This is a genomic window from Parapedobacter sp., assembly GCF_035556095.1.
Classification (GTDB): domain Bacteria; phylum Bacteroidota; class Bacteroidia; order Sphingobacteriales; family Sphingobacteriaceae; genus Parapedobacter.
Window position 1 is genome coordinate 250,547 of record NZ_DATMFT010000005.1, and the last position, 24,519, is coordinate 275,065.

Consider the following 24,519-nt stretch of genomic DNA (forward strand, 5'->3'; position numbering starts at 1 on the left):
TTTGCAACAAAGTTGCTTATTTAATTTTGGATTTGCAAGACCGAAACTGGAATTTCGAGTTGAAGGTGAAGAAACGCGTACCGTACCGATTGGATAGTACGTCTATAAATTCCCCATAATCAGCCCATATTTTCCATTGGTGAGCCAGTTTTGATCAGCTTCGAACATGCGGCTTAGCTTATGCTCACTTAGCCCGAGAACAATCTCCGATTTGAGTGTACGGATGGAAAAACAAGGATGGTTCAAGTAACCCAATAGCTGTTCGACTGGCGTGGTGTATGGCCACTCTCGGTCTTCAAACAGTCTTCTGTAATTGGCATCTCCTTTAAAAATCAGTACGGAGTTATTGCTGAAGCCCCTCGTAATTACTGGGGGTAGCTTTGTAAAGTGGCATGGGCTATTCCAAAACGGATGGCTCAACAGCTGAAGTTTACCGCTATCGAGATGGTTTTCCAGCCCGTCGACCAAGTACGCTAGCGGTTCGGACTGGGAGCCGCGTAAAATCTCCAAGTGGCCGACTACATCGGGAATGGTTGCATCGGAGACAAATGTGGGGTATGCTTTGAGGTGCAGATTGACGCGCGACACCTGTCCGGTGGTCAACAAATAGTCGATCAGGAAAAAATCGGAAAGCAGTTCGAGTCCGGCATTATCCGCAATGAAATTCACTTCTCGGGCAGGTGCTGAAGTTATCAATTCATACAGCGCGGCTGAGTCGTCGATAACCAGGTTGTTCCGAAGTGCTGGATCTACCAGTACGTCGTTGGTTTCCAGCTGGCTCAAGTCGGCGCTATTCCCCCACAGGGCAGCGTGTATTAACGAGGTGAAATACGATGCAGTAAAAACAGGCGGCTGTTGTATGTACTGGCTTGCCATCGCCGATGCAAAGTGGAGATGATGCTTGAGGCTGTTCGCTTTCAAGTTGTAAAACGGATCCAAACCGCTGTTTTTATAGTCCACAATCTGGATGATGCGGTAGTATATATAGGCTTCCGCTTCGTAAAAAGGCACTTCGGTATATCTTTTTCCAGCGTGCTCGGCAAGAAATGTTTTCCAATATGCTTGGTCTTCGGTATAAAACACGGTGCCTTCCGATGGCACTACACCTTCCGCTATTTCCTTCAGCAGGTTGTCAAGCGCTGTCTGCTGGCTTGATGAGAGTGGATTGCTGGCTTTGAGCTGGTTGATGATAAACGGAAAGCGAACGTCGAATGTGAACGCCGCAAAGGGACTGTTTGCGGCTGATATGGGGCGGGGCAAATTTGATTCCATCAACTATAATTCCTATCGTGTCTGTTGACCCACAAACCTACCAAAAACCCGCTGATAAATAAATTTGTTGATTAATTATAATGTACTACCCTATACTTGTCTGTTTACGCCCCAGCATTTGTCTGTTTTCACCATCGAATTTGTTGAAATAACTGTCGAACTTAGCATGCTCAATTAATGGATTAAATAAAACCACACGCTATGAGAAAGTTGATTATGTGGAATATTATGACGCTCGATGGTTACTTCGAGGGTGATGAGCACTGGGACTTGTCGTTCCACGAGGTGGTATGGGGCAAAGAACTTGAGCAATTAAGTATCGAGCAATTACACGCAGCGGATTTCCTTGTTTTTGGCCGGATAACTTACGAAGGCATGGCGGCATACTGGAAAAATGCAACCGGCGAAATTGCCGATTTGATGAATGAAATACCCAAGCTTGTTTTCTCTCGAACATTGACATCGGCCCAGTGGAACAACACGACCCTGATCACGACGGACGCTACCGTCGAAATCTCCAAACGGAAAACGGAAGGCAATGGCGATATGTATGTGTTCGGCAGTGCGAACCTTTCTGAAACATTTATAAATAGTCAGCTATTCGATGAATACCGGATCGGAATCGCCCCGGTGATATTGGGTAGTGGGCAGCCGCTTTTCAAACGCGGAATAGCTTACGAAAACTTAACCCTCATCGATACCCAGCAATTGGCCACCGGTGGGGTGGTACTAAGGTATCGGAGCTAGTTATTCCCTATCTTTTAATCGGGTTTCTTGCACGCACCATACGAGATCCCTGCGGGACGCAAGCAGTATCTGTTTTAAAACTGGGCCAATAATGTCTTAGACGCCGCGGCGTCATTCAGAATGGCGCTGTTCGCCAGATAATCATCGCTATCCCCATAGATAAATAGCAGCGATTCACCCTTTATGGCATCAATGATCGGTTTGTTTAGCGCGCGGGGCAATGCCGGGCAACCGTAACTTCTCCCTAGCCGCCCGGTAGTGCGGATGACATCTTCACTGCAATAGTCGGCCCCGTGGATAACAATCGCCCGGGCCATGGCTTGGTCGTTGATGCCGGGCTCCTGCCCTACCAATCGCAGGGAATAGCCGTTGGCTCCTTGATAGGTCACATCGGTAAGGTAAAATCCCAATGAGCTTTGTAAAGACCCATGAGTATTGGAAAATTTGGTCGCATAATTACCGCCGCTATTCCGGCCATGTGATACGATGGTGTGAAATAACAGCTCCTTGTGTTTCATATCCAGCACGTACATGCGTTTCTCGGTAGACGGCAGGGTAAAGTCAATCACGGTAAGCAGATCCTTATTCTTGGCAGGGATTGTTGAATAGCCAACCATCGCTTGTTCAAATACCTCATACTTAAGTATAGCTTGAAGATTGAGGCGGTCGTAGAGCCGCTGTGTTTCGGACATCCTCGGCTGCACCGAAATCATGGAATCTCTTGATTTAGCCGGTTCCATTTTCTCAACACGTAGAGGCTGGAACGCAAGGGCTGCCAACAACGCAACCATTGCCCCTAGGAATAACTTCTTCATACGCACTTTTCTTTCCTTCGGATGCAAAGGTAACAATAATATGGAAACCAATGTGTTAAATGAATGTCATTCAATCACAACAACCAATGCATGTAGCGTTTCGGCCCAATCGTATATGAATTTGGCGTGCGAAGTTGCCGTGCGTACGCACATATGCGACCGAGGCACCGTGCCTAGCGTAGGGCTATGTTCGATGATTTCGCCGTCCGGATCGTCTGTGGGAACGCCATGCACGTAACCGCCATTCGAAAAGCGGCTGGCATGTGGTGCATAACCTTTGATGACTTCGCTACCATCTTCCGTATACAGCATTTTGGGTTTTTTCTCTTGGACCACAAAGATACCCAATGGTGTTTCCATCGCATATGGAGGGTCGTGCTTGCCGGATGTCGCCGGATTCATGCTGCGTATCCGCCAGGCCCCTTCACTTGAGCGTTCGAGCGTTGCGATGTTTTGGTTGGTGACGTCTACAATTACCACATGATTGAACACGACACTGTCATCCAGCTTTTTGACATACTTCCTTGGCACTTCCCAACGGCCCTCGAATGACGGCCCAGCCACTGTTACCAAGGCCGTCGTATCGTCGCCCAGCAGTTCGACAGGCGAACCGTCGCGTCCATAAATCAAGGGGACGTCGCCATGTCCGGGCGCATACATCGGTACAGATTGATACCGCTGGGTTCCCAACGTATCGGCAAGTCGATCATGGTCATCTGTTACAGCATTGGCCACTTCGGGTGCCTCGCCGTTGCTGTTGTTATAGTTTTGCAGTACCGCATACCGTTTATGATCCTGTTGAAAATTCTCTATGATGGCTAACTGCTCCTTGATTTTATCCCATTGGAATACACGTATGGTGTCTTCATACGCATATTGATCTTCCAGGGTATACTCGTTATAGGAAAAGTCTTTAGTCAGCTCGATTTGGTCTGCCGTAAGGCGGGGTCGCTCCATGGCTTCCGGCTCATTCCGCTCCGTATCATTGGGTGTCTTACGCTCACCACATGAAAAAAACAACCCTACGACAAGTAAATAATTGGTATACAATAATATCCTCATGCAATTAACGGTTTAATGTAATATCTTTCTTCTATAAAGACAATTATGGCCGCCGGTTGTTTGATTTTACACGTAATCATTCACAGATGGGCCGGCATTTTTATGGTACAGCCGCGCTACCTAAACTGCTCAACGACGCCATATTAATGGCACTTACGTCACTTTTCAAGTGTGATGTGTTAAGATGTTAACGCCAACCCAATCCGGGTGCGATATGATTCAGAATGGAGGACAGCACATGTACGTTATAATCAACCCCCAACGTATTAGGTATGGTAAGCAGTAGGGTGTCTGCTTCCCGAATCGCTTCATCTTGGGCCAGTTCTTTGATGAGTTGATCCGGCTCAGCTGCGTAGCTTCTGCCGAAAATAGTCCGTTTATTATTTTCAATGATACCGATTTTATCGATCCGATTAGCTTCCTGCCCGAAATAGTAATGGTCTTGCTCGGTTACTAATGCAAAGATCGACCGGCTTACCGAAACCCTGGGTTCGCGCTGATGCCCGGCCTTTTTCCACGCTTCTTTATAAAGCCTGATTTGCTCGGCCTGCTGCACATGGAAAGGCTTACCGCTTTCGTCGTATTTCAAGGTGGAGCTCTGTAAGTTCATACCGTTTTCCGCAGCCCAGACAGCCGTGGCATTGGATGCGGCCCCCCACCAGATACGATCCCGTAATCCATCCGAATGGGGCTCCAGGCGCAACAGGCCCGGAGGATTCGGAAACATTGGATTCGGATTAGGTTTGGCGAATCCAACACCGTTGAGTCGCGCTAGGAATTCCAACGCTTTACGGCGTCCCATATCGGCATCGGTTTCCCCTTCTGCCGGTTCATAACCAAAATAACGCCAACCATCGATCACCTGTTCCGGCGAGCCCCTGCTAATGCCTAATTGCAACCGACCGGCTGAAATTAAATCAGCCGCCCCTGCATCTTCGACCATATACAGCGGGTTTTCATAACGCATATCGATCACCCCAGTCCCTATTTCTATTTTGCTTGTTTTTGCACCGATAGCCGACAGTAACGGAAACGGTGAAGCCAGTTGGGCCGCGAAATGGTGTACCCGGAAATATGCCCCATCCAAACCGATTTCTTCCGCAGCAACAGCCAGATCAATGGACTGAAGCAAGGTATCACTGGCTGTCCGGGTACGGTAAGACGGATGATCAGACCAATGCCCAAATGATAAAAATCCTATTTTCTTCATAGCTTGCTTACAAAGATAACGATTATCCGCATCGTGTGCATATACCGGGGAACAGTGAAGGATGGTGGATGGCTGTTGTTCAAACGGGGAATAACTGCCGGCGGCGCATTGGCAATGATCGGAAAAGATCGGCCGCTGGGCACAAAAAAAGCACCTACGAATGTAAGTGCTTTAATTACTAAGTGGGTAAGTAATCGGGCTCGAACCGACGACCTCCTGAACCACAATCAGGCGCTCTAACCAACTGAGCTATACCTACCGTGTTATTGGATTGCAAAAGTAACAATTAAACCACAATCCAACAACAGTTTTAAAAAAAACAATTAACCGATTAAACTCACGCTCCGCTTCACGAAATTCGTCAACTCATTTCCCGTAAGCAATCCTCGTGAAAGCAATGCTAAATCAAAGGCTTGCTTAGCAAGCTGATGCTGCTCGTCTTCGTTTGCTGACGAAAGGACCCGCTTGATCAACGGATGGTTGCCGTTCACGGTCACTTTATAATTATCGGGCATCGACCCATAGAAACTCATACCACCCCCGGTTTGGGCCATGTCTTTCATCCGTCGCATAAACTCGTCGATCGTAACGGTAACCGGCAGTTCCTGCTCACCTAATGCTTCCACTTCAACCTTCATATTATCGCGGCTGATGGCTTTCTCGAAAAGGGATATTACCGTTTTGCTTTCTTCCTCGCTCAGTTGCAATTCCCGGGCATCATCCTTTTGGATCAATTTATCAATAATATCGGCATCTACCCGCTTAAGCTGTGTTTTTTCGGCCTTTTGCTCTAAGTAGGCCACAAAGTGGCTATCGATGGGCGAATCCATCAGCAACACGTCATATCCTCGATCTTTGGCAGTGGTGATGTATCCATCTTGCTGTCCCGCATCGTTGGTGTATAGGTAAACCACATTGCCGTCTTTATCCTGCTGGATATCTTTGACCTTTTCGGCGTATTCCTTGAGCGTGTAAAGGTCGCCGTCGGTGTTTTTCACCAAACAGAAATCGTTTGCCTTCTCAGCGAACTTATCATCACTTAACATCCCGTATTTAACGAAAAGACTGATGTCCTTCCATTTTTCCTCAAACCCCTTGCGGTCTCCCCGGTATAATTCGGCGAGTTTGTCAGCCACCTTCTTCGTGATGTGGGCATTGATTTTCTTGACATTGCTATCGGCCTGCAAGAAGCTACGCGACACGTTTAGCGGAATATCCGGCGAGTCGATGACACCATGTAGCAGCATCAGAAACTCGGGGACAATATCTTTCACCTCGTCGGTGATAAAGACCTGACGGGAATAAAGCTTGATTTTGTTTTTCTGTACCTCGAAGTTCTCTTTAAGTTTGGGGAAGTACAGAATGCCAGTAAGGTTAAATGGATAGTCGACGTTAAGATGTATCCAAAATAGGGGCTCATCGAGGGAATATGGATACAGCTCACGATAAAAGGCCAAGTAATCTTCATCTTTCAATTCCGAGGGTGATTTTGTCCAGGCCGGATTGGTATTATTGATGATGTTATCGACCTCAACCGACTTGTACTTGGGCTTACCCTCCTCATCTTCACCATCAGGCTCGCTGGTGGTACGCGTACCGAAGCGGATGGGTACCGGCAAGAATTTGCCATACTTTTCGAGGATATCCTGCAGTTTGTTCTTGTCGAGGAACTCTTCGGAGTCTTTGTTGATGTGCAGGATGATATCCGTTCCACGCTCGGTGCGCGTGCCCTTAGAAAGTTCATACGAGGTGCTGCCATCGCAAACCCAACGCGCCGGCTCAGCGCCCTCTTGGTAAGAAAGCGTTTGGATTTCCACTTTGTCGGACACCATGAATGCCGAATAAAAACCAAGACCGAAACGACCGATGATCTCGTTGGCATCTTTAGCCTCTTTGAATTTCTCAACGAACTCGGTAGCACCCGAAAACGCAATCTGGTTGATGTATTTCTTCACTTCCTCACCCGTCATCCCAATACCGCGGTCTGATATCGTGATTGTTTTGGCTTTTTCGTCAAATGCCACGTCAATGGTTACGTCGCCCAGCTCGCCTTTATACTGGCCTAGAGATGCCAACCGCTTAATCTTTTGGGTGGCGTCGACAGCGTTGGAGACCAATTCCCGCAGGAAAATCTCATTATCGGAATACAGGAATTTTTTGATCACCGGAAAGATGTTCTCGGTGTGGATGGATATGTTGCCTTTTTCCTTTTTCATATATAACTAACTATTGGAATAAATCGTAATTACTAACTAACGCCGCGATATTAACAATATACGTTCCAAGAGCGCATTAACGTCAGGATGGCAGGACATAATGGCAAAAAGGGTCGATTAATCCATGGCGGTGGTTACCACTTTAGTCTTCCCCGCGGTCTCAAGCTGCCCCAGCACGTCATCGGCCAGTGCTTCGATCGCGTCATAGGCATAGTTCTTCTGTTTCTTCCATACCTGTTCGTTCATCTTGCTGAACTTCTTTTCCAACGGAATGGGGGTTGCCGTTGCTCTGGCCCGTTTACCAAAACGATCATTGCGGTACGGTTGGTAACGAAGATCGGTAAACCAATAATTTATTTCACCCGCGTTGTTTTCCAATACAAGGGTGTAATGAATTTCTCCTGCAACATAGTTACCTATGCCCGCATGTTTTTCCATCGGGACACTGCCCGTGCTTTCCAAGCGTGCTGCTGTCGTGCGGGTGATTTCATTTCCTTTGGTGAGCAGGAACGTTGTCAATTGCTCCCGCATCGTGATAAAATTGGCATCGCTTGCTAACGCATCAGATTTATACACTACGAGTTTTCCGCGCTCGTCTACCATAAACTGTCCGGCGTCTACGCCGACATCGTCTTTCACCGGGCTTCCGTGGCCAATGACCATACCCGCCACAAACATGATTGTTAAATTAATCATAATGCTAACTTTTATATTGTTTAACTTAGGGGTCATCTCCTTCAATAACCCATAGCCGTGAAGATAATAATCGGCAGTCAACTAGTTGTTATTATCAAGGAAATTTTACAAGCTTATAATCAACACAACCGCTACACGCAAAAAACCTAACAGGTTTTTAAACCTGTTAGGTCATTCATCCACGTGCGCAGCAAATCCAGGGGCGAGCCCCTAGAACGCGTAAACCAAAGCTAAAGAGAATTGTGACGCGCTTTTCGTCGGGTCCATCTCCATGTTTTTATAGAATAGTTCTGTAGAGCCATTGTCTAACCGGAATTCGGGAATCATCGTCAACGGACCGGCCTTCACATTGGCCGATAAGGTAAGTCCGACAACCGACTCGCCACCGGGAACAAAGGCCCAGCCAGCGTCCTTTTCCGTATAATATTCGCCCCTTGCACCTAATGCAAATGCGTCTGAAAATCCGTATTGGAGGTACAACGCACCTCCCGAGTACCCGCCATCTGCATCACTTGCATCGGAGAAGTCGGCCGCATTCAATCCGACCGTGAATGCATCGGTCACTTGGTAGGTGGTGGTGAGGTCAACGATGGTGCCCGTGCTCCCGGTCAGGAAATTGATGTAGGCATCCCAGCCATCCACCGGGCTGAGCGATAGCTGTGCACCGAAATCGGATACACCATCGAAATCCTGATAGGCGTTCCAATCGTTGAATAATCCCACCATCAGGCCAACTTTATCGGAAAACGCATATTCCGCTTTAATCCCAGCGTTTTGGAATGGGCCCGCAGAGAACAAGTACGATGTGGAATAGTTGAAGTTTCCGGTAGGCGAGATAATCTCGTAGCCTACAAATGTGCCCATAAAGCCCGCTGTCATGGAGAACTTTTCGGTAAATGCATAACTCATGTGAAGGTTCTGGATATGGAACGAATTGCCATCCCCCCCGTTTAGCAACGATTGATAGCCGCCACGTGGACCGAACGAAACATCACCCACAAAAGACGCTTTACCCACCGTTTTACCTACTATTAAATTAACCATACCCAGCGAAACCGAATTCTGCTCATTGGCAAATGAAGTAGGGATATTACCAAGACCGTCTCCATCCTTATATCCTGAAAAATCGTATTTGTAATAGGCATCGACTGAACCGGAAATTGTCAAATCGCCATCCTGTCCGTAGGTGAGAAAGCCGGATAACAATAGACTTCCCGCAATAAAAATTTTTTTCATCTTTGTATAAATAGCTCGCTTTGTCTTAAGCATAGTTTCGAGGCCATCTTAAGTAAAGCAGTTAAACCATCGGTTGAAATTGGGGTAGCGTATGGCTTAGACCATCGCTATTCCCGTTCAGCCGTTATTGATCATAAGTTAAAGGCTTTCGCCGTGTTGGGTGATGTCAAGCCCTTGCTCCTCTTCTGCAACGGAAACACGGAGTTTGCTCACCATATCAGTCGCCTTCAACAGCACGAAAGCCATAATAAAGGTAAAGGCTACTGCCGCTATCAACCCGAGTAAATGGGCTACGAACAATCCCGTTTGGCCAAAAAACAACCCGTCAGTCGTAACCGCCTCGTTGATGGTGTGGGTAGCAAAAACGCCGGTGAGGATCATACCGACCATCCCGCCTACGCCGTGACTTGGAAAAACATCCAGCGTATCGTCTACTCGTGAGCGTGTACGCCATTCGACCACAAGCCGACTGATGACCGAGGCAACAACGCCGATAATCAATGAATGGCTAACGGTAACAAACCCCGCTGCCGGCGTGATAGCCACCAGACCCACCACTACGCCGATACAAATACCTATTGCTGTCGGTTTCTTGCCCCGCGCGGCGTCGAAGAAAATCCAAGCGAGTGCCGCTGCGCCCGATGCCGTACTGGTAGTAGCTAACGCCGAAGCCGCCAACCCGTTTGCCCCGAATGCAGACCCGGCATTAAACCCAAACCAGCCGAACCAAAGCAATCCCGTGCCGAGCATCACATAGGTAACCCGTGCAGGATTCGAACCACTTGAGCCGTTGCCCTGTTTGAGATATAGAGCAGATGCCAATGCCGTAACGCCAGCAGACATGTGTACAACTGTGCCCCCCGCGAAGTCGAGTACCCCCATACCAGCCAATAACCCATCAGGATGCCAAGTGGCGTGTGCCAACGGAGCGTAGATGAATACGAAGAACAGCACAAGGAACAGCACGTACGATTTAAACCGGATGCGCTCTGCAAAGGCACCGGTAATCAGCGCTGGGGTGATGATGGCAAACTTCAGCTGATACATGGCAAACAACGCAAAAGGGATGGTGGGTGCGCCAGGCCAATTCGGGCCACCTACCACACCTTCAAACATAAAGTACGTGGCGGGATTGCCGATAATGCCGCCCATCGATTCGCCGAATACCAAACTGAAACCGAACACTACCCAGATTACGGCAATTACGGCCATACAAATGAAGCTCTGAAACATGGTGGATATCACATTCTTCTTTTTGACCATACCGCCATAGAAGAATGCGAGTCCCGGTGTCATGATGAGTACGAGCGCCGTGGAAGTAAGCATCCATGCAACATCCGACCCATCAACCTCCCCCGCTCCATCGGCCGGCAAAGCGGGAAAGAAAAATGCCAGCAACGTTACAATTACAAGCATCAGAAATGGAAAAATAGATTTTTTTGTCTCCATACTTTTGTTTTTTGATGTGAAATCTGATTATAAAGTAAAACAATATCAATTATTATCACAAAAGTGTATAAATATTTCATAAAATCAATACAATTATTAAAAAATATTCATTTTTTACAATAATTAAATTCAATATACCTCATAATTACATATATAATGTAAATCATATAATTATTTTACACACGTTTTTAATTAATTTATTTGATTTTTATATTTCAAAACACTTAAATTTGATATATACAAGACTTAAATCAGAAAATTAAAACTATTTTTACAATAATCCGAGTGAATTTGGTGCATTAAATAGGCAATTCGTTGAACAAAAACTCATATCCAAGTGATCTGAACGAGAAAGACTCCGTTACGCTTTATTTCACATAATTATATGTTGCATTTCGAAACAACTTTATCTAAGTTTACCGGCAAAGTGCAAGTGATGAAGAAAATCCTTTCGATCGATGGCGGTGGTATCCGGGGCATTATCCCCGGCATGCTGTTGGTGGCTTTGGAGCGACGATTGCAGCGTATCAGCAATGATCCCAGCACGGCGATAGTGGACCATTTTGATTTCTTTGCCGGAACGAGTACGGGTGGCATTTTGACATGCTTGTTGTTATGCCCGGATGAAGAGAACCCTTCGCGCCCAAAATATTCGGCACAAGAGGCGTTAGACATCTATGTGAAACATGGGACCGATATCTTCAAGGCCGGTTTTTTCCGCCGACTGATTGCCAAATTCGGCTTATTGAGTGAACGTTACCCGAGTACGACGTTAGAGCACGTGCTGGAATCGTACTTCGGTGAATGCAAACTTAGTCAGCTGCTTAGGCCTTGCATCATCACGGCCTATAACATTGAACTTCGAAAGACACACTTCTTTAGGCAGCAAACAGCAATTACCCGTGGTGATCCGCGCGATTTTTACATTCGCGATGTATGTCGGGCCACTTCAGCCGCCCCAACCTATTTCAGTGTCGCAGAAATCCGATCGATGAGCGGCACACGCTATCCGCTACTGGATGGCGGTGTATTCGCCCCCAACCCCTCGATGAGTGCATTGGTTGAAGTGACAAAGGCATTTAATCAAACCAAAATCAATGATATTTGGATCCTATCATTGGGCACCGGCCGTTCGCGGAAAGCCTACGACTACGAACATTTCAAGAAAAGCCGAGCCGTATCCATCGGTCCGGCGTTAATCGACATCATGATGAGCGGCGCCGCCGAAAGCAGCGATTTCTTTCTTCAGCAATTGTATCGGTCGGCAGGTAAGGAGCAACAATACATACGGATAGAGCCGAAAAACCTCCATAGCATCCAGGAAGAACTTGACGCGGCTAGCCACAGCAACATCCAGAAGTTGATCGCACTGGGCGACCGTATGGTAAGCGAAAACGACGAACTAATCAATCAGATTGTTGTGCGGCTGGTGAAAGAGAAAGACGATTCGCAACCCAAAGCCCCCTGGCGTTTTCTATCGACCAAATAATGAATCGTTTGAAGACCCAATACAACCCGTTTAAATTTTTTGTGAGAAATAAAAAAAATGAAAACCAACTGATGCAACAACAAACAATTGCGCTTATTGCGCACGATGGAAAAAAACCGGAAATGGTGGCATTTGTAAAGGATCACTTTGCGTTACTGAACCGCGCGAAACTTATTGCTACGGGTACCACGGGGTCCTATATCCTGCAGACTGGACTCGCTGTGGAGTTAAAGCTGAGCGGCCCGAGAGGTGGTGATGCCCAAATCGCAGCGTTGGCAGCCGAGGGAAAAATCGACGCGATTATTTTCTTCCGTGACCCCCTCGGCAAGCATCCGCACGAACCCGACATCCAGATGCTGATGCGTGTGTGCGATGTGTATGATGTGCCACTGGCCACTAATCCAGCCACGGCTGAATTGATACTGAAAGGCCTCAGTTAAAGCGGGCTGCAAAGCCAGAATTATTCCATCCTGTGCTCGAATAAAACACTTTTTAACTATTTTTGCGACTTAACCAACCCCACCGGTATGGTCAAAACGGATAACGGTATCACATATTCTCCCTTTCGGCACGTCACGCGTGATACATGGAAAACGCTCAACGGGCATCCCAATTATGTGCTGGCTGACGAAGACATCCGAAAGCTTAACGCACTGAATGAGCCGCTGACGATGCAGGAGATCGAAGAGGTCTATTTTCCGCTGAGCCATTTGTTACAGCTCCACATAAACAGTTACAGGCAACTGCACGGGTACACCAATTCGTTTTTCGACAACCACACCAAGCGCTTGCCTTTTATTATCGGTATCGCCGGAAGTGTAGCTGCTGGCAAAAGCACCACAGCGCGGGTTTTGCAAAAGGTGTTGTCGCTCGCACCGGGAAGTCCACGGGTAGAATTGATCACCACAGACGGTTTCCTTTACCCGAACAGCTATCTGGAATCAAAAGGCATACTGAACCGCAAGGGGTTTCCCGAAAGCTACGATACCCGACGGTTACTGGGTTTCCTGTCGGATATCAAATCGGGCAAAGAACTGGTTTCAGCACCTGTATACTCCCACTTGGTATACGACATTATTCCTGATGAATTGCATTGGGTGGCGCAACCCGACATCCTGATCGTAGAAGGCATCAATGTGCTCCAGGTAAATGTAAAAGGAAAGCACCGCGGCCCACGCGTATTCGTATCGGATTTCTTCGACTATTCGATCTACGTGGACGCTTCGCCGGAAAACCTGCAGGAATGGTACACCAGACGGTTCGAATGGCTCCGCAAGACAGCCTTCCAGCGTGCCGACTCTTATTTCCATCGGTATGCTAACCTCGACGAAAAACAAAGTGCCGAAACCGCAGCCAGTATATGGAATGAAATCAACAAGCCCAATCTGGTGAAAAACATCCTACCCACGCGGTTCCGTGCCGACCTGATTCTAGAAAAAGGTAGCCACCATTTTGTGAAAAGCGTAAAAGTAAGAAAAGTCTAGCCGCCGATCTTGTTTACGGCCTCGCCGGTTTCAAATGCGATAATGTGCTGATAAAGGTCGTTTCTGACCTTTCTACGCAGGCCGGTATCTTTTTTAGTGGTTGAAAACTGCAGTTTATATTGGACGGCATCTTTTCCAATACCAACCACCCGCAGTTGAAAACTGCCTTGCACAATATCAGATCCATAATACTGCAGCGCATTACGCATTTCATTTTCCAAGGCATCATTACGGCGCGAGCTTGCCAAGGGCAGCTCGAATTCGATCGTCAATTTCCGAGAATTCTGCAGCGATTGGTTGATAATATTGGTAGTGAATGCGCTGTTGTTAGGGATTAGCACCACATCGTCGTCGTCGTTCTTAACCATGATATTCGCCAACGTAATGTCCATGATCTTACCTTGATGCTCACCGATACGCACCGTGTCGCCAATGGTAAACTGGTCGGAAAACATAATCAGCAGTCCACTGATCATATTGGTAATGTAATCGCGGAATAACAGGGCGATGGCCATGGCAACAATGGTGATGCTCGTCAAAAACTCCTTCGGATTAATGCCGAATGCTATCATCAGCCCGAGAACAGCGAACACGACATTCAGCAACGTAGCTATCTGGTTGATCCCCAGAATATAATTACCACGAACCCGGTTGTTTTTCTTGTTACGCCGCCGATAAATTGAAATGAGTATAAACCGGCCAATAGCAATGAGGATACTTCCGGTAAGGAATGTATTGACGCCGTAAGCAATACCGGATAAACGCGGTTGCTGCCGATATATGTCGGCATCCGCGGCGAAGGAATAAGCTATGGCAGTCCATAGCACCAGCTTGAATGCAAAAAAGAACCAGCCACCGAGTGGGCGTCCCTTTCCGATGTCAGAAGCATGTGTCATGGGTTAAAAATACGTAATTGATTTTGAAATCCACCTACTGCCGGTCGTAAATCTCAAAGGTGTAGCTGTAGTCATGCCGATCGTCCGCCGGGTGATGGTCCTCCGAAACCAGCCGCCAAACGCCTTCATCCAGCTGGGGGAAAAAGCTGTCGCCAGGCAGTACTACATGTACGCGGGTAAGGTAAATACGGTCAATAACAGGAAGGGCCTGTTGATATATTTCTGCCCCTCCCACCACAAACACTTCTTGCACACCCGTGCACGCGTCTAGGGCAGCCGCTAGCGAGTGGACCACCTCGGCACCTGCTGCAGCATATGCAGCCTGCCGGGTGACGATGATATTGCGCCGGTTGGGGAGCGGCTTGCCGACCGACTCATACGTTTTCCTGCCCATGATTACCGGATGGCCGGTCGTAGTACGCTTAAAAAAGCGCAAGTCGTTGGGCAGGTGCCACAGCAAATGATTGTCCTTGCCGATGGCGTTATTTTCTGCGGCAGCTACAATGGCCGATACAAGGGGTCGCTCCATAACTTAGGGCTATTATACCGCCACCGGTGCTTTGATACGCGGATAGGGATCATAATCTGTAAGTTCGAAATCTTCATACCGGAAGGCGAGTAAATCGGTTACCGCCGGATTTAACTTCATGATTGGCAAGGGGCGCGGCGAGCGGCCCAACTGGAGTTCCACCTGCTCGAAATGGTTGCTATATAAGTGCGCATCGCCAAACGTATGCACGAAATCGGCAGCTTCCATACCGCATACCTGAGCCATCATCATGGTTAACAGCGCATACGACGCAATATTGAATGGTACACCGAGGAAAATATCTGCACTACGCTGATAGAGTTGGCAGGATAGCTGGGGCTTCAAGAGACCCCTATCGGGGTCCGCCGGAGCCACATAAAACTGGAAAAATGCATGGCATGGGGGTAACGCCATGTTTTCAATTTCGGCGACATTCCAGGCAGAGACGATGATGCGGCGGGAATCCGGATTTGTTTTGAGCTGCTGCACCACCTTTTCGATCTGGTCGATATACCCACCGCCCGGCGTGGGCCACGACCGCCATTGCGACCCGTATACCGGACCGAGATTTCCAGCCTCGTCTGCCCATTCATCCCAGATGCTTACGCCGTTTTCCTTCAGGTATGCGATGTTGGTATCGCCACGCAAAAACCAAATCAATTCGTGGATGATGGAGCGCAAATGCACCTTTTTGGTTGTTACCAGGGGAAACCCGGCTTTCAGGTCAAAACGCATCTGATGACCAAACACACTCCGGGTACCGGTACCTGTGCGATCGTGTTTCTCCACGCCGCTTTCGTACACATGGCGCATCAAATCGAGGTATTGCTTCATGCTAATTGCTTCCTTTCAAGTGGGTAAAGATACGGAATTCGTAACGATTACACCAGTTCGCACCGGGCGATTTCGAAATAGCGTCGTCGCTCCTCTCCGCATTGCGCTGCATGAGGTATGCAGGCGGGGCGTTCAAAGAAAACGTCCCGGATGTGACATCCGGGACGTTAGTCGGTAATTAGTAGGCGGTCTCTTCTTCGTATTCTTTCACCTCTTTATGTACATAGTCTTCGACCATCAGCTCTTCGATAGGTTGGCCCTTCTTATCCAGTCCAAAACGGTGCAGGATGTTGTCCATAATCTGGTAGATTACCGGCACGACAATCAACGTTAGGAACAATGAACTGACGAGACCGCCGATAATGACCCACGCCAATCCGTTTTTCCATTCAGCGCTCGGGCCGGTCGCCAACGCAATTGGCAACATCCCGAATACCATGGCAATGGTTGTCATGAGGATCGGGCGTAGCCGCGCCTGGTTGGCCAAGATCAGCGCTTCACGCGTAGACTTACCTTCCGCTTTGAGATGATTAGTAAAGTCTACCAGGATAATGGCATTCTTAGCAACCAATCCGATCAACATGATCAAGCCGAGGATGGTGAATATATTTAATGTATTGTTGGTCAGTGCCAACGCCAGCAACGCACCGATAATCGACAGCGGAATGGAAAACATGACTACAAAAGGATACACGAAGCTGTCGTACAACGCCACCATGATAAAGTAGACGAGGAGTATAGAACTGAGTAATGCAATGCCCAGAGTACCGAAACCCTCGGACTGCTGCTCCATATCGCCGCTCCATACATAACTTACGCCAGCGGGCCGCTGTACCTCGTCGAGTTGGGTCTCCAAATCAGCGGCTATCGCACTGACGGGGCGGCCTACGACCTGCGATTGTACTTTCACCGACGTACTTTTATCGCGCCGTTCCAATTGGCTTGGTCCCGACCCTTCATGGATACTGGCAAATTGCGATAACCGCACCAGTTGCCCCTGGTCGTTCGTGAAGGGTAGGTTGCTCACATCTTCCACGTTTTTACGGTCATAATCGTCGAAACGAATGTTGATGTCGTACTCGTATTCGCCAGAGCGGAATTTGCCGTCGGTATTTCCGCTAAATGCAGTCTGCATGGTGGCACCCACGGTCTGAAGATTCAAACCCAGGGCAGCCATCTTATCCCGGTTCACTTCCACCGTGATCTCCGGTGTACCGCTCTCCACAGAGAGCTTGGCTTCCGAAGTACCGGGAATTTTGCGTACGCGCTCCAAGATCGCTTCCGCGTAGTTGAGCACACTATCCAAATCGGAGCCGATAACCACCATCTCCAACGGTGCCTGCTCGGCGAAACCAACGATACTGATGGGCACCGTCTTCACCTTCGCTCCCACCAGCACTTTTTGCATTTCACGTTTCAACTTTGCGGCATAGATGTTACTGGGGTCTTCGCGTTCTTTGCCGCTAGTAAGCTTCACGGTAAGCTCCGCTTTGTAGGCGGTCGCCTGTGTACCGACGAACCCGTCATTCGACTGCCCAACCGTGGTGATTACGGAAACCACCTCCGGTTTGGTCGCTAAAAACTCCTCCGCCTTCTGCGTCATCTGATTGGTTTGCTCAATGGAAGCGTCTTTGGGCATCTCTATCTGCACCAGGAACTCACCGCGATCGCCCTGTGCAAAGAACTCGCCACCGATATAGCCGCCAGCCAATAGACCAAAGGAGGCGAACAGCATAATGGTAACCGCAGCTAGCGTGATGAATTTATGGTTAAGCGACCATTTCAGCACGCCGGTTACCCAACGCGTAAAACGATGTAACTGGTTTTCGAACCATAGTACAAACCGACCGAAAATATTCTTATCAGATACCCGATCCAGCTTACCGAACCGCGATGTAAGTAAAGGCACAATGGTAAATGACGCCACCAAACTAAGTAATGTGGCAATTACAACGACCACACAAAATTCGCGTAAAATATCGGACACCATACCCGTACTGATGGCGATCGGCAGAAATACCACTACGATGACCAATGTAATGGAGATAACGGTAAAACCGATCTCTTTCGCCGCGTCGTAAGATGCACGCACCTTGTTTTTGCCCATTTCCATGTGGCGGTATATGTTCTCGATGACCACGATGGCATCGTCAACAAGGATACCCACCACGAGGGATAAGCCAAGGAGCGACATCAAGTTGAGGGTATAACCGAAGAGGTTAATACCGATGAACGTTGCAATCAGCGACGCCGGGATGGCAACCATCACGATTACCGCATTCCGGATACTGTGCAAGAAGAACAGCATCACCACCGCTACCAGTACCACCGCCAAGAACAAGTCGAATATAACCGCATTGGCCGACTCGAGCGTGTACGTGGAACTGTCATTGGCGATGTCTATTTTCAAGCCCTCGGCCCGATAGGTGTCCATCAATGTAGTTATCGTCTCTTGCGTACCGCGACTTACTTCGACCGCATTGGCATCGGATTGTTTCAATACCTGCAGGAGTAAAGCACTCTGCCGATTTACCCGAGCAATTTTTTCGATATCTTTCTGTGCATCCTGTACATCAGCAATATCGCGGATGCGTACCTGTCCTCCCGTTGGTGTTGCAGCGACAACCAGGTTACGTAGTTCGTCGACCGATCTGTATTTGCCGGCCAACCGGACCAATATATCTTGGTTTTGGGTTTTAACGCTTCCCGTCGGGAAGTCGAGGTTTGATGTGAGAATAGCTTGCTGTACCTGAAGGATAGATAATCCATAACCCTCCAACTTAGATGCATCTATACTCACCTGGATTTCGCGTTCCTGGCCACCAATGAGGTTTACCTGTGCAACTCCCGGCACACGCGACAGCACGGGTTGTACACGTTTATCAATGAGGTCGTAAAATGCGGCCTCGTCCATATCGCCAGTGGCAGCAAGTGAAAGAATGGGTAAATCATCCATCGAAAACTTGGCTAGTGAGGGCGCTTCGGCATCATCCGGTAGTTCGGATAGGATGGCGTTCACCTTTCGCTGCGCATCGTTGAGTGCGTAGTCGACATCCGTGCCGCTATTTAGCTCGATGATAACCATCGACAGGCTCTCGAACGATGTGGCGTCGAGCTTTTTGATATTCTCCAACGAGGCTACCGCGTCTTCAATTTTCTTGGTCACGGTGTTTTCCACCTCACTGGGTGACGCCCCCGGATAGATCGTGGTGATGGATACCACGCTGGGGGTAAACTTGGGGAGCAACTCGTAGTTCAACGAGAAATAGCTCATGATGCCCAACAGGGTCAATGCGGTGAATACCACAATGACGATGGATGGACGTTTTATCGATATTTCTGCTATCTTCATGAGTTAAGATATGAGATATGAGACTTTGTGAATCGTTATCCTTGGGTTGAATCGACCTGTGCGGCAACCTTGGCGCCGTCTACCAAATTGATTTGCCCACTTGTGATCACCGTTTCGCCTTCTTCGAGCCCTTGTACAATTTCAACCTGTTCGCCGAAGATTCTTCCCGCAATCACCTTGCGTATCACCGCTGCACTGTCCTTGTTTAATACATAGACTTGGTTGCTATTTACCCCACCAACAAATGCGCCACGTGGCACCAAGATGGCAGGTTCAGTTTGCGGGAATTTGAAATGGGCCGTACCGTACATGCCGGCCCTGAGTTCAGAAGCTCGGCTATTATCGATAACGATCTCTACCGGATAGTTGAGCGTATTGTCGGCTTTCGCGGCAATGAAGCGTACCGTACCATTGAATTCTTCGGCCGGGAATACCGTACTTGTAACCGTGACCTTGTCACCGACTTTGAGGTTGACTACCTGGGTTTCGTTGGCCGTTACCTGCAATTTCAGTTGAGACAGATCTACGATCTCAAAGAGCTCGGTACCTGGTGAAAGATACGCTCCCATTTCGATTGCGCGGCGGTTGATTATGCCGTTAATGGGCGACTTAACCGTTGCGTCCGACACCCGGCGATCGGCTTGCTGCAGCCGGACCTCGGCATTGCGGAGCTGCAATTCGATTTCGTCCAGTTGGGCCCGCGTAACGCCACCGGTTTCATAAGAGCTCTTGTACCGGCCATAGTCCGTTTTCAACTTTTGGAGTGCGTCTTCAGCCGACTGTTTATCCAAACTGAGGATTTCGGGGTCTACCAACGCCAATACCTGTCCTTTACGTACGTGCGAACCCTCGTCTACCATAATACGTGTAATGCGTCCACTGACTTCAGACAATAAAGTCAAATCTTGGTTGGCGGCAAAGTTGCCGTTCGCCGAGAAATCGAGTACGATCGGTTGCTTACTTACCGTAGCCGCCTTAACAACGACGGCTCCGCCGGTCTCGGCAACCACAGCGGTTTTCGCCTCGTTTTCTTTTTTGTTATTCGTTAAGACCCATCCGATGAGGCTCAATAGGCCAATAACGACGACAATAATGCTAATGATCCGTTTCATATATGTGTGATGATGATGATGTTACTCGTTTATTAATGATTTAATCTCTCCGTTTGCTTTCTTCAACTGAATTTCGGCTATTTTGTAATTCAGCAACGCTTGTGTATAGCTATTCTGTGCTTGTGTCAATGCATTTTCGGTGTCCAACAAGTCGGTCAGCGGCGCCAATCCATTGTTATAGTTGTTTTGGGTACTGGCGTAAACCTCTTGGGCTAAAACTACATTCTCTTGTTGTGACCGAATGGTGTTTAATGCGTTATGTAATTGGATCTGCGCATTCTCATTAGCCAAATTCAACGACTGTTTCGTATTCCATAGATCCTGCTCGGCTTTGAGGTAATCGACCTTTGCCTTCCCCATGCGGGCACGGGTAGCAAATCCATTGAAAATAGGGATACGTAAATTAAGGCCGATGACCATCGAACCGAACCGAGCAGCCATCGGATCCGTAGAACTCTTATAAAGGTAATTGAACCGGTCAGACATCGCGGTGTATGTATAATTGCTAACCAGCGCCAATGTAGGATAATATTCTGCTTTATAAGCTTTATACTGGAGGTCCAGCAGTTCCAATTGTTTGTTCATCAGATTCACCTCCACCAAATGGTCCGTCCGGTTCTGCCGATCCGGGAAGTCCACTGCCGAAGGGACCTCTTTCAATTCCGTTTCAGGTAATACGATAGCCGTTTCGATAGGCATACCCATGGTATATTTCAACTGATTTTCCAACATGACGATGCCATTTACGAGTTCCTCACGCTGATTTTCCAAGTTCGTAATGTTCACCTTGATCCTATCCACATCAATCTTCTTTGCCAATCCGTTATCGTATTGGTTTGAAACGATGCCGTGGATTACTCTCACGTTTTTAAGGTTGGTATCGATCACGCTCAGCTGTTCGCGGTTCACTAAAACGTGGTAGTAATTCATAGCTACTTGTTCGATTACCTGTTCCTCGGTAAGCTCGGCACTCAATTCGTAAAACTCACTTGTTGTTTTTGCCGCCTTTAACCCTGTAAAAACCTGCTGATTAAAAACCTGCTGATTCAACTGCGCTCCTACATATGAATCCCACGGTTGGCCGATGGTAACCGATTGTCCCGCAAAAACCAGTTTTCCGATAACCGGATTATAGTTTAATGCACCGACACCTTCAACTTGCGGCAATGCCGATGCCCGCACCTCGGCGACCTGGTGTTTTCCACCCTCAATGTCCAACCGAGCCTTTTTTACAGACTCACTGTGCGAAAGCGCATAATTAAGCGCTTCCTTGAGTGTCAGAACCTCTTGGGCGGAAACCACTTGCACGCCCATTAAACCGACGAATAGCGCGGCTATAAATAATCGTATATTCATTGTTGATTTATTCATGTTCTCAATTTCACTATTTTTTTTGGAGACCGTTGATAACGATCGCTGCAGCTTGTTTTTGTTTTTCAAATACGCGGGAGAGCTCATCCCGATCGATCAACGCATGAGGTGCGGCATGGTCGCAAAACATCGCCAATCCACGTATCATGGCAACATATAATTCAGACGTTGAAGCCACGTCAAATGTTACAAGTTCGTTATTGGCTATCCCTTGCTCAAATATCCTCGAAATGGTTTCCACTTCTCGTTGAAACAATCGTTCTGCCAGTGTTTTCCACTTTTCTTCGTGGATGTTCATCTCATGGAGATTAAGAATCAGCATGTAGTATTTTTCAACATATGCTTTCTTCATCTCCAGCATCCAAATCAGCAGGTCCAGCGTGCCTTTGGCCTCATCGAACGCTTTTTCGATTGCTGCATCACTTTCGTCGATAATGCGGTACGCTATTGCTTCGATCAGTGAGAACTTATCCGGAAAATAATAATACAAGTTTGCCTTCGAAAGTTTCAGATCATCTGCCACTTCACTCATCGATGTTTTGGCAATACCGAAATGCGAAAAACGCTTCAAGGCTGCTTCAATTATTTGATTCCGTTTGTCGTCTACCGTACTCATTTTACCTTTTTACCATTTGACTATCTTTAAATTTTGGTCAAAAGTACAACTTAATAGGCAAATAGCAAGCGAAAAATGATGCCAGCGCAATGCATTCGTTATCTTATGACATAATGTTTACAAAAGAACGAATGATACAAAGCAATGGTTTGTAAGTGACAACCTTATGTCAGAATGGCTAAAAAGGACAAAAATTAATCAACGGCTACAACGGGTACGCGGTATCGCTTCGGGCTTCTTCCAGTACAAAAAAGCTTTGTACGGTACTGATATTGGGCAAGGTGGCTAATTTTTCGCGGAGGAAATGATTATAGGCATCCATATCACGTACCGCTACGCGCAAGATGAAATCGTATGCACCGGTTAGCTGCATGCACTCCATCACTTCATCAAACGCCAACACATCCTGCTCGAAGCCCAGCAATACTTCCCGGTTATGGGAGGTCAACAGCACGTGCGAAAAAGCAACTAGGCTACGGTCGATTTTACGCCGGTCCACGATGGCAACGACCCGTTTGATATATCCCTGTTCACGGAGTTTCCGACGGCGTTCCTGGATTGCGGCCACAGATCTATTTAATTGCAACGAAAGTTGCTTGTTGGACAAGGTCGCGTCGCGCTGGAGGATGCGCAACAATTCAATGTCTATGGGATCGAGATCAATCAAATCAAGTTTTCAATTACTTTAACGGCCAATAATCCGCTTGACGATTCAAACATATGAAAAAAATGGCATTTCAAGCAGTTTGCTGTTAAATTAACGGAATTAAAACAGAACCCTTGTGTTTTTGTTTAAATGGGTAGAATTTTGCAGCGTTATATCGAGCGATGGTTGGTGATGCAGATGGCACAACACATGGATGACCGTCCCTCGCGCCGATCAAGGCTTAAACTCAGGTTACTACATGGTGGCCGTTACATGGCCACCATGTTTTTTTGAACAGCTTTCGTATGCAGGAACAACAGATCATCATTACTGGCGCCAACGGCCAATTGGGCACCGAGCTAACTGCCGCACTCCGCGTGCAATATGGCGGTGGGCGCGTCATTGCCACCGATATCCGCCAACCTGCCGTAACCGATATCAACTTCCGATTGCTCGATGTTATGGACCGCGAAGCGTTAGGTCAGCTTGTTTCAGACACGGGTGCTACGATCATATATCATTTGGCGGCATTCCTTTCAGCAAGTGGCGAACAGCACCCCTTACAGGCTTGGGACCTCAATATGCAGGGCTTACTAAATGTGCTTGAAGTCGCCCGCGAAACAGGATGCCGTGTATTCTGGCCCAGTAGCATCGCCTTATTTGGCGAACACGTGCCTAGCGCGTATTGTCCGCAACACACGGTGACGCAGCCGGGAACCGTGTATGGAATAAGCAAAGCCGCCGGTGAAAATTGGTGTCAATACTATCATAACACCTATGGGGTGGATGTGCGTAGCATACGATATCCCGGCTTAATCAGCCATACCGCGTTACCGGGAGGGGGTACTACTGATTATGCAGTAGACATTTTCTATCATGCCGTCCGAGGCGACACTTATACATGCTTTCTAGCCGCTGAAACGATACTCCCCATGATGTACATGCCGGATGCTGTGGCTGGAACGATTCAGCTAATGGAGGCTCCGGCAGATGCCATCAATATCCGTACTTCATACAATTTCGCCGCGTTCAGCTTCAGCCCCGAGCAGCTCGCAACTGCCATACAGAAGTACATCCCCGAATTTACATGGCGATACCAGCCTGATTTCCGCCAACGCATTGCCAACAGTTGGCCACAGGATATCGACGACCGCTGTGCCCGTAGTGATTGGGCATGGGAACCCAAATACGGGTTTGATGACATGGTCAGCGACATGCTGTCCGCAATCGGGGCTCGGATTACGAGATAGTGAGTTTTTCATGTGTTTTCAAACGCTTCTCGCTTGCGCATACGCTAATGCGTACGGGAGCATATACTTAAAAGAAATAGCGATTGGCTGATAGCTAAATGTCAGGAACGATCCCAGAAAAAAAGCCCCCTCGTGTCAAACGAGGAGGCTCTCCGTGGTACCAGCTGGATTCGAACCAGCGACACAAGGATTTTCAGTCCTTTGCTCTACCAACTGAGCTATGGTACCGCTTAACAA

Annotated in this window: 22 protein-coding genes and 2 tRNA genes; 6 read left to right on the forward strand and 18 right to left on the reverse strand. The window is 48.0% G+C overall.

Annotation, left to right across the window (positions count from 1 at the left end; all coding sequences use genetic code 11):
* Window positions 1-102: 102 nt before the first annotated feature.
* Window positions 103-1,272 (reverse strand): damage-control phosphatase ARMT1 family protein, encoded by a 1,170-nt coding sequence (locus tag VNQ80_RS03095; RefSeq protein ID WP_325635984.1) that lies wholly within the window; start codon window positions 1,270-1,272, stop codon window positions 103-105.
* 201 nt (window positions 1,273-1,473) lie between these two features.
* Here VNQ80_RS03095 and VNQ80_RS03100 point away from each other — a divergent pair, with 201 nt between their 5' ends.
* Window positions 1,474-2,019: a dihydrofolate reductase family protein gene (locus VNQ80_RS03100; protein WP_325635985.1), complete on the forward strand. Its 546-nt coding sequence runs from the start codon at window positions 1,474-1,476 to the stop codon at window positions 2,017-2,019.
* Between the two features lie 74 nt (window positions 2,020-2,093).
* On the opposite strand, the gene VNQ80_RS03105 is transcribed toward VNQ80_RS03100, so the two are convergent.
* The 8 genes from VNQ80_RS03105 to VNQ80_RS03140 all read right to left on the reverse strand — a co-directional run bounded on the left by VNQ80_RS03105 (window position 2,094) and on the right by VNQ80_RS03140 (window position 10,703).
* Window positions 2,094-2,834, reverse strand: coding sequence for a murein L,D-transpeptidase catalytic domain family protein (locus VNQ80_RS03105; RefSeq protein ID WP_325635986.1), 741 nt, complete (start codon window positions 2,832-2,834; stop codon window positions 2,094-2,096).
* 66 nt (window positions 2,835-2,900) lie between these two features.
* Window positions 2,901-3,896, reverse strand: a complete 996-nt coding sequence (locus tag VNQ80_RS03110; protein ID WP_325635987.1) for a L,D-transpeptidase — start codon at window positions 3,894-3,896, stop codon at window positions 2,901-2,903.
* Window positions 3,897-4,083: 187 nt separating this feature from the next.
* Window positions 4,084-5,106, reverse strand: a complete 1,023-nt coding sequence (locus VNQ80_RS03115) for an LLM class flavin-dependent oxidoreductase (protein WP_325635988.1) — start codon at window positions 5,104-5,106, stop codon at window positions 4,084-4,086.
* Between the two features lie 185 nt (window positions 5,107-5,291).
* A tRNA-His gene (locus VNQ80_RS03120) sits at window positions 5,292-5,365 on the reverse strand.
* A gap of 64 nt (window positions 5,366-5,429) precedes the next feature.
* Window positions 5,430-7,322, reverse strand: a complete 1,893-nt coding sequence (htpG, locus tag VNQ80_RS03125) for a molecular chaperone HtpG (RefSeq protein ID WP_325635989.1) — start codon at window positions 7,320-7,322, stop codon at window positions 5,430-5,432.
* A 117-nt stretch (window positions 7,323-7,439) separates the two neighbouring features.
* Window positions 7,440-8,018: a hypothetical protein gene (locus VNQ80_RS03130; protein ID WP_325635990.1), complete on the reverse strand. Its 579-nt coding sequence runs from the start codon at window positions 8,016-8,018 to the stop codon at window positions 7,440-7,442.
* Window positions 8,019-8,228: 210 nt separating this feature from the next.
* The gene (locus VNQ80_RS03135) at window positions 8,229-9,254 is read right to left on the reverse strand and encodes an outer membrane beta-barrel protein (RefSeq protein ID WP_325635991.1); all 1,026 of its coding nucleotides are present in this window, start codon (window positions 9,252-9,254) and stop codon (window positions 8,229-8,231) included.
* A 138-nt stretch (window positions 9,255-9,392) separates the two neighbouring features.
* On the reverse strand, window positions 9,393-10,703 hold the full coding sequence (locus VNQ80_RS03140) for an ammonium transporter (protein ID WP_325635992.1): 1,311 nt from the start codon (window positions 10,701-10,703) through the stop codon (window positions 9,393-9,395).
* Window positions 10,704-11,139: 436 nt separating this feature from the next.
* Between VNQ80_RS03140 and VNQ80_RS03145 the strand changes: the two genes are divergently transcribed.
* The 3 genes from VNQ80_RS03145 (at window position 11,140) to coaA (ending at window position 13,676) form a co-directional block, all read left to right on the forward strand.
* Window positions 11,140-12,192 (forward strand): patatin-like phospholipase family protein, encoded by a 1,053-nt coding sequence (locus VNQ80_RS03145; RefSeq protein ID WP_325635993.1) that lies wholly within the window; start codon window positions 11,140-11,142, stop codon window positions 12,190-12,192.
* A 71-nt stretch (window positions 12,193-12,263) separates the two neighbouring features.
* Window positions 12,264-12,632: a methylglyoxal synthase gene (locus tag VNQ80_RS03150; RefSeq protein ID WP_325635994.1), complete on the forward strand. Its 369-nt coding sequence runs from the start codon at window positions 12,264-12,266 to the stop codon at window positions 12,630-12,632.
* Window positions 12,633-12,719: 87 nt separating this feature from the next.
* Window positions 12,720-13,676, forward strand: coding sequence for a type I pantothenate kinase (coaA, locus tag VNQ80_RS03155; RefSeq protein ID WP_325635995.1), 957 nt, complete (start codon window positions 12,720-12,722; stop codon window positions 13,674-13,676).
* On the opposite strand, the gene VNQ80_RS03160 is transcribed toward coaA, so the two are convergent.
* From VNQ80_RS03160 to VNQ80_RS03195, 8 genes are all read right to left on the reverse strand, one after another.
* Window positions 13,673-14,572, reverse strand: a complete 900-nt coding sequence (locus tag VNQ80_RS03160; protein ID WP_325635996.1) for a mechanosensitive ion channel family protein — start codon at window positions 14,570-14,572, stop codon at window positions 13,673-13,675. The two genes, coaA and VNQ80_RS03160, sit on opposite strands and share 4 nt — an antisense overlap.
* A 34-nt stretch (window positions 14,573-14,606) precedes the next feature.
* Window positions 14,607-15,101 carry a dihydrofolate reductase gene (locus VNQ80_RS03165; RefSeq protein ID WP_325635997.1) on the reverse strand — a complete coding sequence of 165 codons (495 nt, stop codon included), beginning with the start codon at window positions 15,099-15,101 and terminating at the stop codon, window positions 14,607-14,609.
* 12 nt (window positions 15,102-15,113) lie between these two features.
* Window positions 15,114-15,935: a thymidylate synthase gene (locus VNQ80_RS03170; protein WP_325635998.1), complete on the reverse strand. Its 822-nt coding sequence runs from the start codon at window positions 15,933-15,935 to the stop codon at window positions 15,114-15,116.
* Window positions 15,936-16,113: 178 nt separating this feature from the next.
* Window positions 16,114-19,287 (reverse strand): efflux RND transporter permease subunit, encoded by a 3,174-nt coding sequence (locus VNQ80_RS03175; RefSeq protein ID WP_325635999.1) that lies wholly within the window; start codon window positions 19,285-19,287, stop codon window positions 16,114-16,116.
* Window positions 19,288-19,322: 35 nt separating this feature from the next.
* On the reverse strand, window positions 19,323-20,399 hold the full coding sequence (locus VNQ80_RS03180; RefSeq protein ID WP_325636000.1) for an efflux RND transporter periplasmic adaptor subunit: 1,077 nt from the start codon (window positions 20,397-20,399) through the stop codon (window positions 19,323-19,325).
* 21 nt (window positions 20,400-20,420) lie between these two features.
* Window positions 20,421-21,755 carry a TolC family protein gene (locus tag VNQ80_RS03185; protein ID WP_325636001.1) on the reverse strand — a complete coding sequence of 445 codons (1,335 nt, stop codon included), beginning with the start codon at window positions 21,753-21,755 and terminating at the stop codon, window positions 20,421-20,423.
* 28 nt (window positions 21,756-21,783) lie between these two features.
* Window positions 21,784-22,386: a TetR/AcrR family transcriptional regulator gene (locus VNQ80_RS03190; protein WP_325636002.1), complete on the reverse strand. Its 603-nt coding sequence runs from the start codon at window positions 22,384-22,386 to the stop codon at window positions 21,784-21,786.
* Between the two features lie 205 nt (window positions 22,387-22,591).
* Window positions 22,592-23,053, reverse strand: a complete 462-nt coding sequence (locus tag VNQ80_RS03195) for an Lrp/AsnC family transcriptional regulator (protein ID WP_325636003.1) — start codon at window positions 23,051-23,053, stop codon at window positions 22,592-22,594.
* Window positions 23,054-23,182: 129 nt separating this feature from the next.
* Between VNQ80_RS03195 and VNQ80_RS03200 the strand changes: the two genes are divergently transcribed.
* The gene (locus VNQ80_RS03200; protein ID WP_325636004.1) at window positions 23,183-23,326 is read left to right on the forward strand and encodes a hypothetical protein; all 144 of its coding nucleotides are present in this window, start codon (window positions 23,183-23,185) and stop codon (window positions 23,324-23,326) included.
* 11 nt (window positions 23,327-23,337) lie between these two features.
* Entirely contained in the window at window positions 23,338-24,282 is a 945-nt protein-coding gene (locus tag VNQ80_RS03205; RefSeq protein WP_325636005.1) for an NAD-dependent epimerase/dehydratase family protein, read from the forward strand.
* 155 nt (window positions 24,283-24,437) lie between these two features.
* Here the strand turns inward: VNQ80_RS03205 and VNQ80_RS03210 are convergent.
* Window positions 24,438-24,510 (reverse strand) — tRNA-Phe (locus VNQ80_RS03210).
* Window positions 24,511-24,519: the final 9 nt, after the last annotated feature.

Excerpts from the sequence above, each read along its gene's own strand:
- VNQ80_RS03095 (WP_325635984.1), bottom strand. The coding sequence starts at position 1,272 with ATGGAATCAAATTTGCCCCGCCCCATATCAGCCGCAAACAGTCCCTTT.
- VNQ80_RS03100 (WP_325635985.1), top strand. The coding sequence starts at position 1,474 with ATGAGAAAGTTGATTATGTGGAATATTATGACGCTCGATGGTTACTTC.
- VNQ80_RS03105 (WP_325635986.1), bottom strand. The coding sequence starts at position 2,834 with ATGAAGAAGTTATTCCTAGGGGCAATGGTTGCGTTGTTGGCAGCCCTT.
- VNQ80_RS03110 (WP_325635987.1), bottom strand. The coding sequence starts at position 3,896 with ATGAGGATATTATTGTATACCAATTATTTACTTGTCGTAGGGTTGTTT.
- VNQ80_RS03115 (WP_325635988.1), bottom strand. The coding sequence starts at position 5,106 with ATGAAGAAAATAGGATTTTTATCATTTGGGCATTGGTCTGATCATCCG.
- htpG (WP_325635989.1), bottom strand. The coding sequence starts at position 7,322 with ATGAAAAAGGAAAAAGGCAACATATCCATCCACACCGAGAACATCTTT.
- VNQ80_RS03130 (WP_325635990.1), bottom strand. The coding sequence starts at position 8,018 with ATGATTAATTTAACAATCATGTTTGTGGCGGGTATGGTCATTGGCCAC.
- VNQ80_RS03135 (WP_325635991.1), bottom strand. The coding sequence starts at position 9,254 with ATGAAAAAAATTTTTATTGCGGGAAGTCTATTGTTATCCGGCTTTCTC.
- VNQ80_RS03140 (WP_325635992.1), bottom strand. The coding sequence starts at position 10,703 with ATGGAGACAAAAAAATCTATTTTTCCATTTCTGATGCTTGTAATTGTA.
- VNQ80_RS03145 (WP_325635993.1), top strand. The coding sequence starts at position 11,140 with ATGAAGAAAATCCTTTCGATCGATGGCGGTGGTATCCGGGGCATTATC.
- VNQ80_RS03150 (WP_325635994.1), top strand. The coding sequence starts at position 12,264 with ATGCAACAACAAACAATTGCGCTTATTGCGCACGATGGAAAAAAACCG.
- coaA (WP_325635995.1), top strand. The coding sequence starts at position 12,720 with ATGGTCAAAACGGATAACGGTATCACATATTCTCCCTTTCGGCACGTC.
- VNQ80_RS03160 (WP_325635996.1), bottom strand. The coding sequence starts at position 14,572 with ATGACACATGCTTCTGACATCGGAAAGGGACGCCCACTCGGTGGCTGG.
- VNQ80_RS03165 (WP_325635997.1), bottom strand. The coding sequence starts at position 15,101 with ATGGAGCGACCCCTTGTATCGGCCATTGTAGCTGCCGCAGAAAATAAC.
- VNQ80_RS03170 (WP_325635998.1), bottom strand. The coding sequence starts at position 15,935 with ATGAAGCAATACCTCGATTTGATGCGCCATGTGTACGAAAGCGGCGTG.
- VNQ80_RS03175 (WP_325635999.1), bottom strand. The coding sequence starts at position 19,287 with ATGAAGATAGCAGAAATATCGATAAAACGTCCATCCATCGTCATTGTG.
- VNQ80_RS03180 (WP_325636000.1), bottom strand. The coding sequence starts at position 20,399 with ATGAAACGGATCATTAGCATTATTGTCGTCGTTATTGGCCTATTGAGC.
- VNQ80_RS03185 (WP_325636001.1), bottom strand. The coding sequence starts at position 21,755 with ATGAATATACGATTATTTATAGCCGCGCTATTCGTCGGTTTAATGGGC.
- VNQ80_RS03190 (WP_325636002.1), bottom strand. The coding sequence starts at position 22,386 with ATGAGTACGGTAGACGACAAACGGAATCAAATAATTGAAGCAGCCTTG.
- VNQ80_RS03200 (WP_325636004.1), top strand. The coding sequence starts at position 23,183 with ATGGGTAGAATTTTGCAGCGTTATATCGAGCGATGGTTGGTGATGCAG.
- VNQ80_RS03205 (WP_325636005.1), top strand. The coding sequence starts at position 23,338 with ATGCAGGAACAACAGATCATCATTACTGGCGCCAACGGCCAATTGGGC.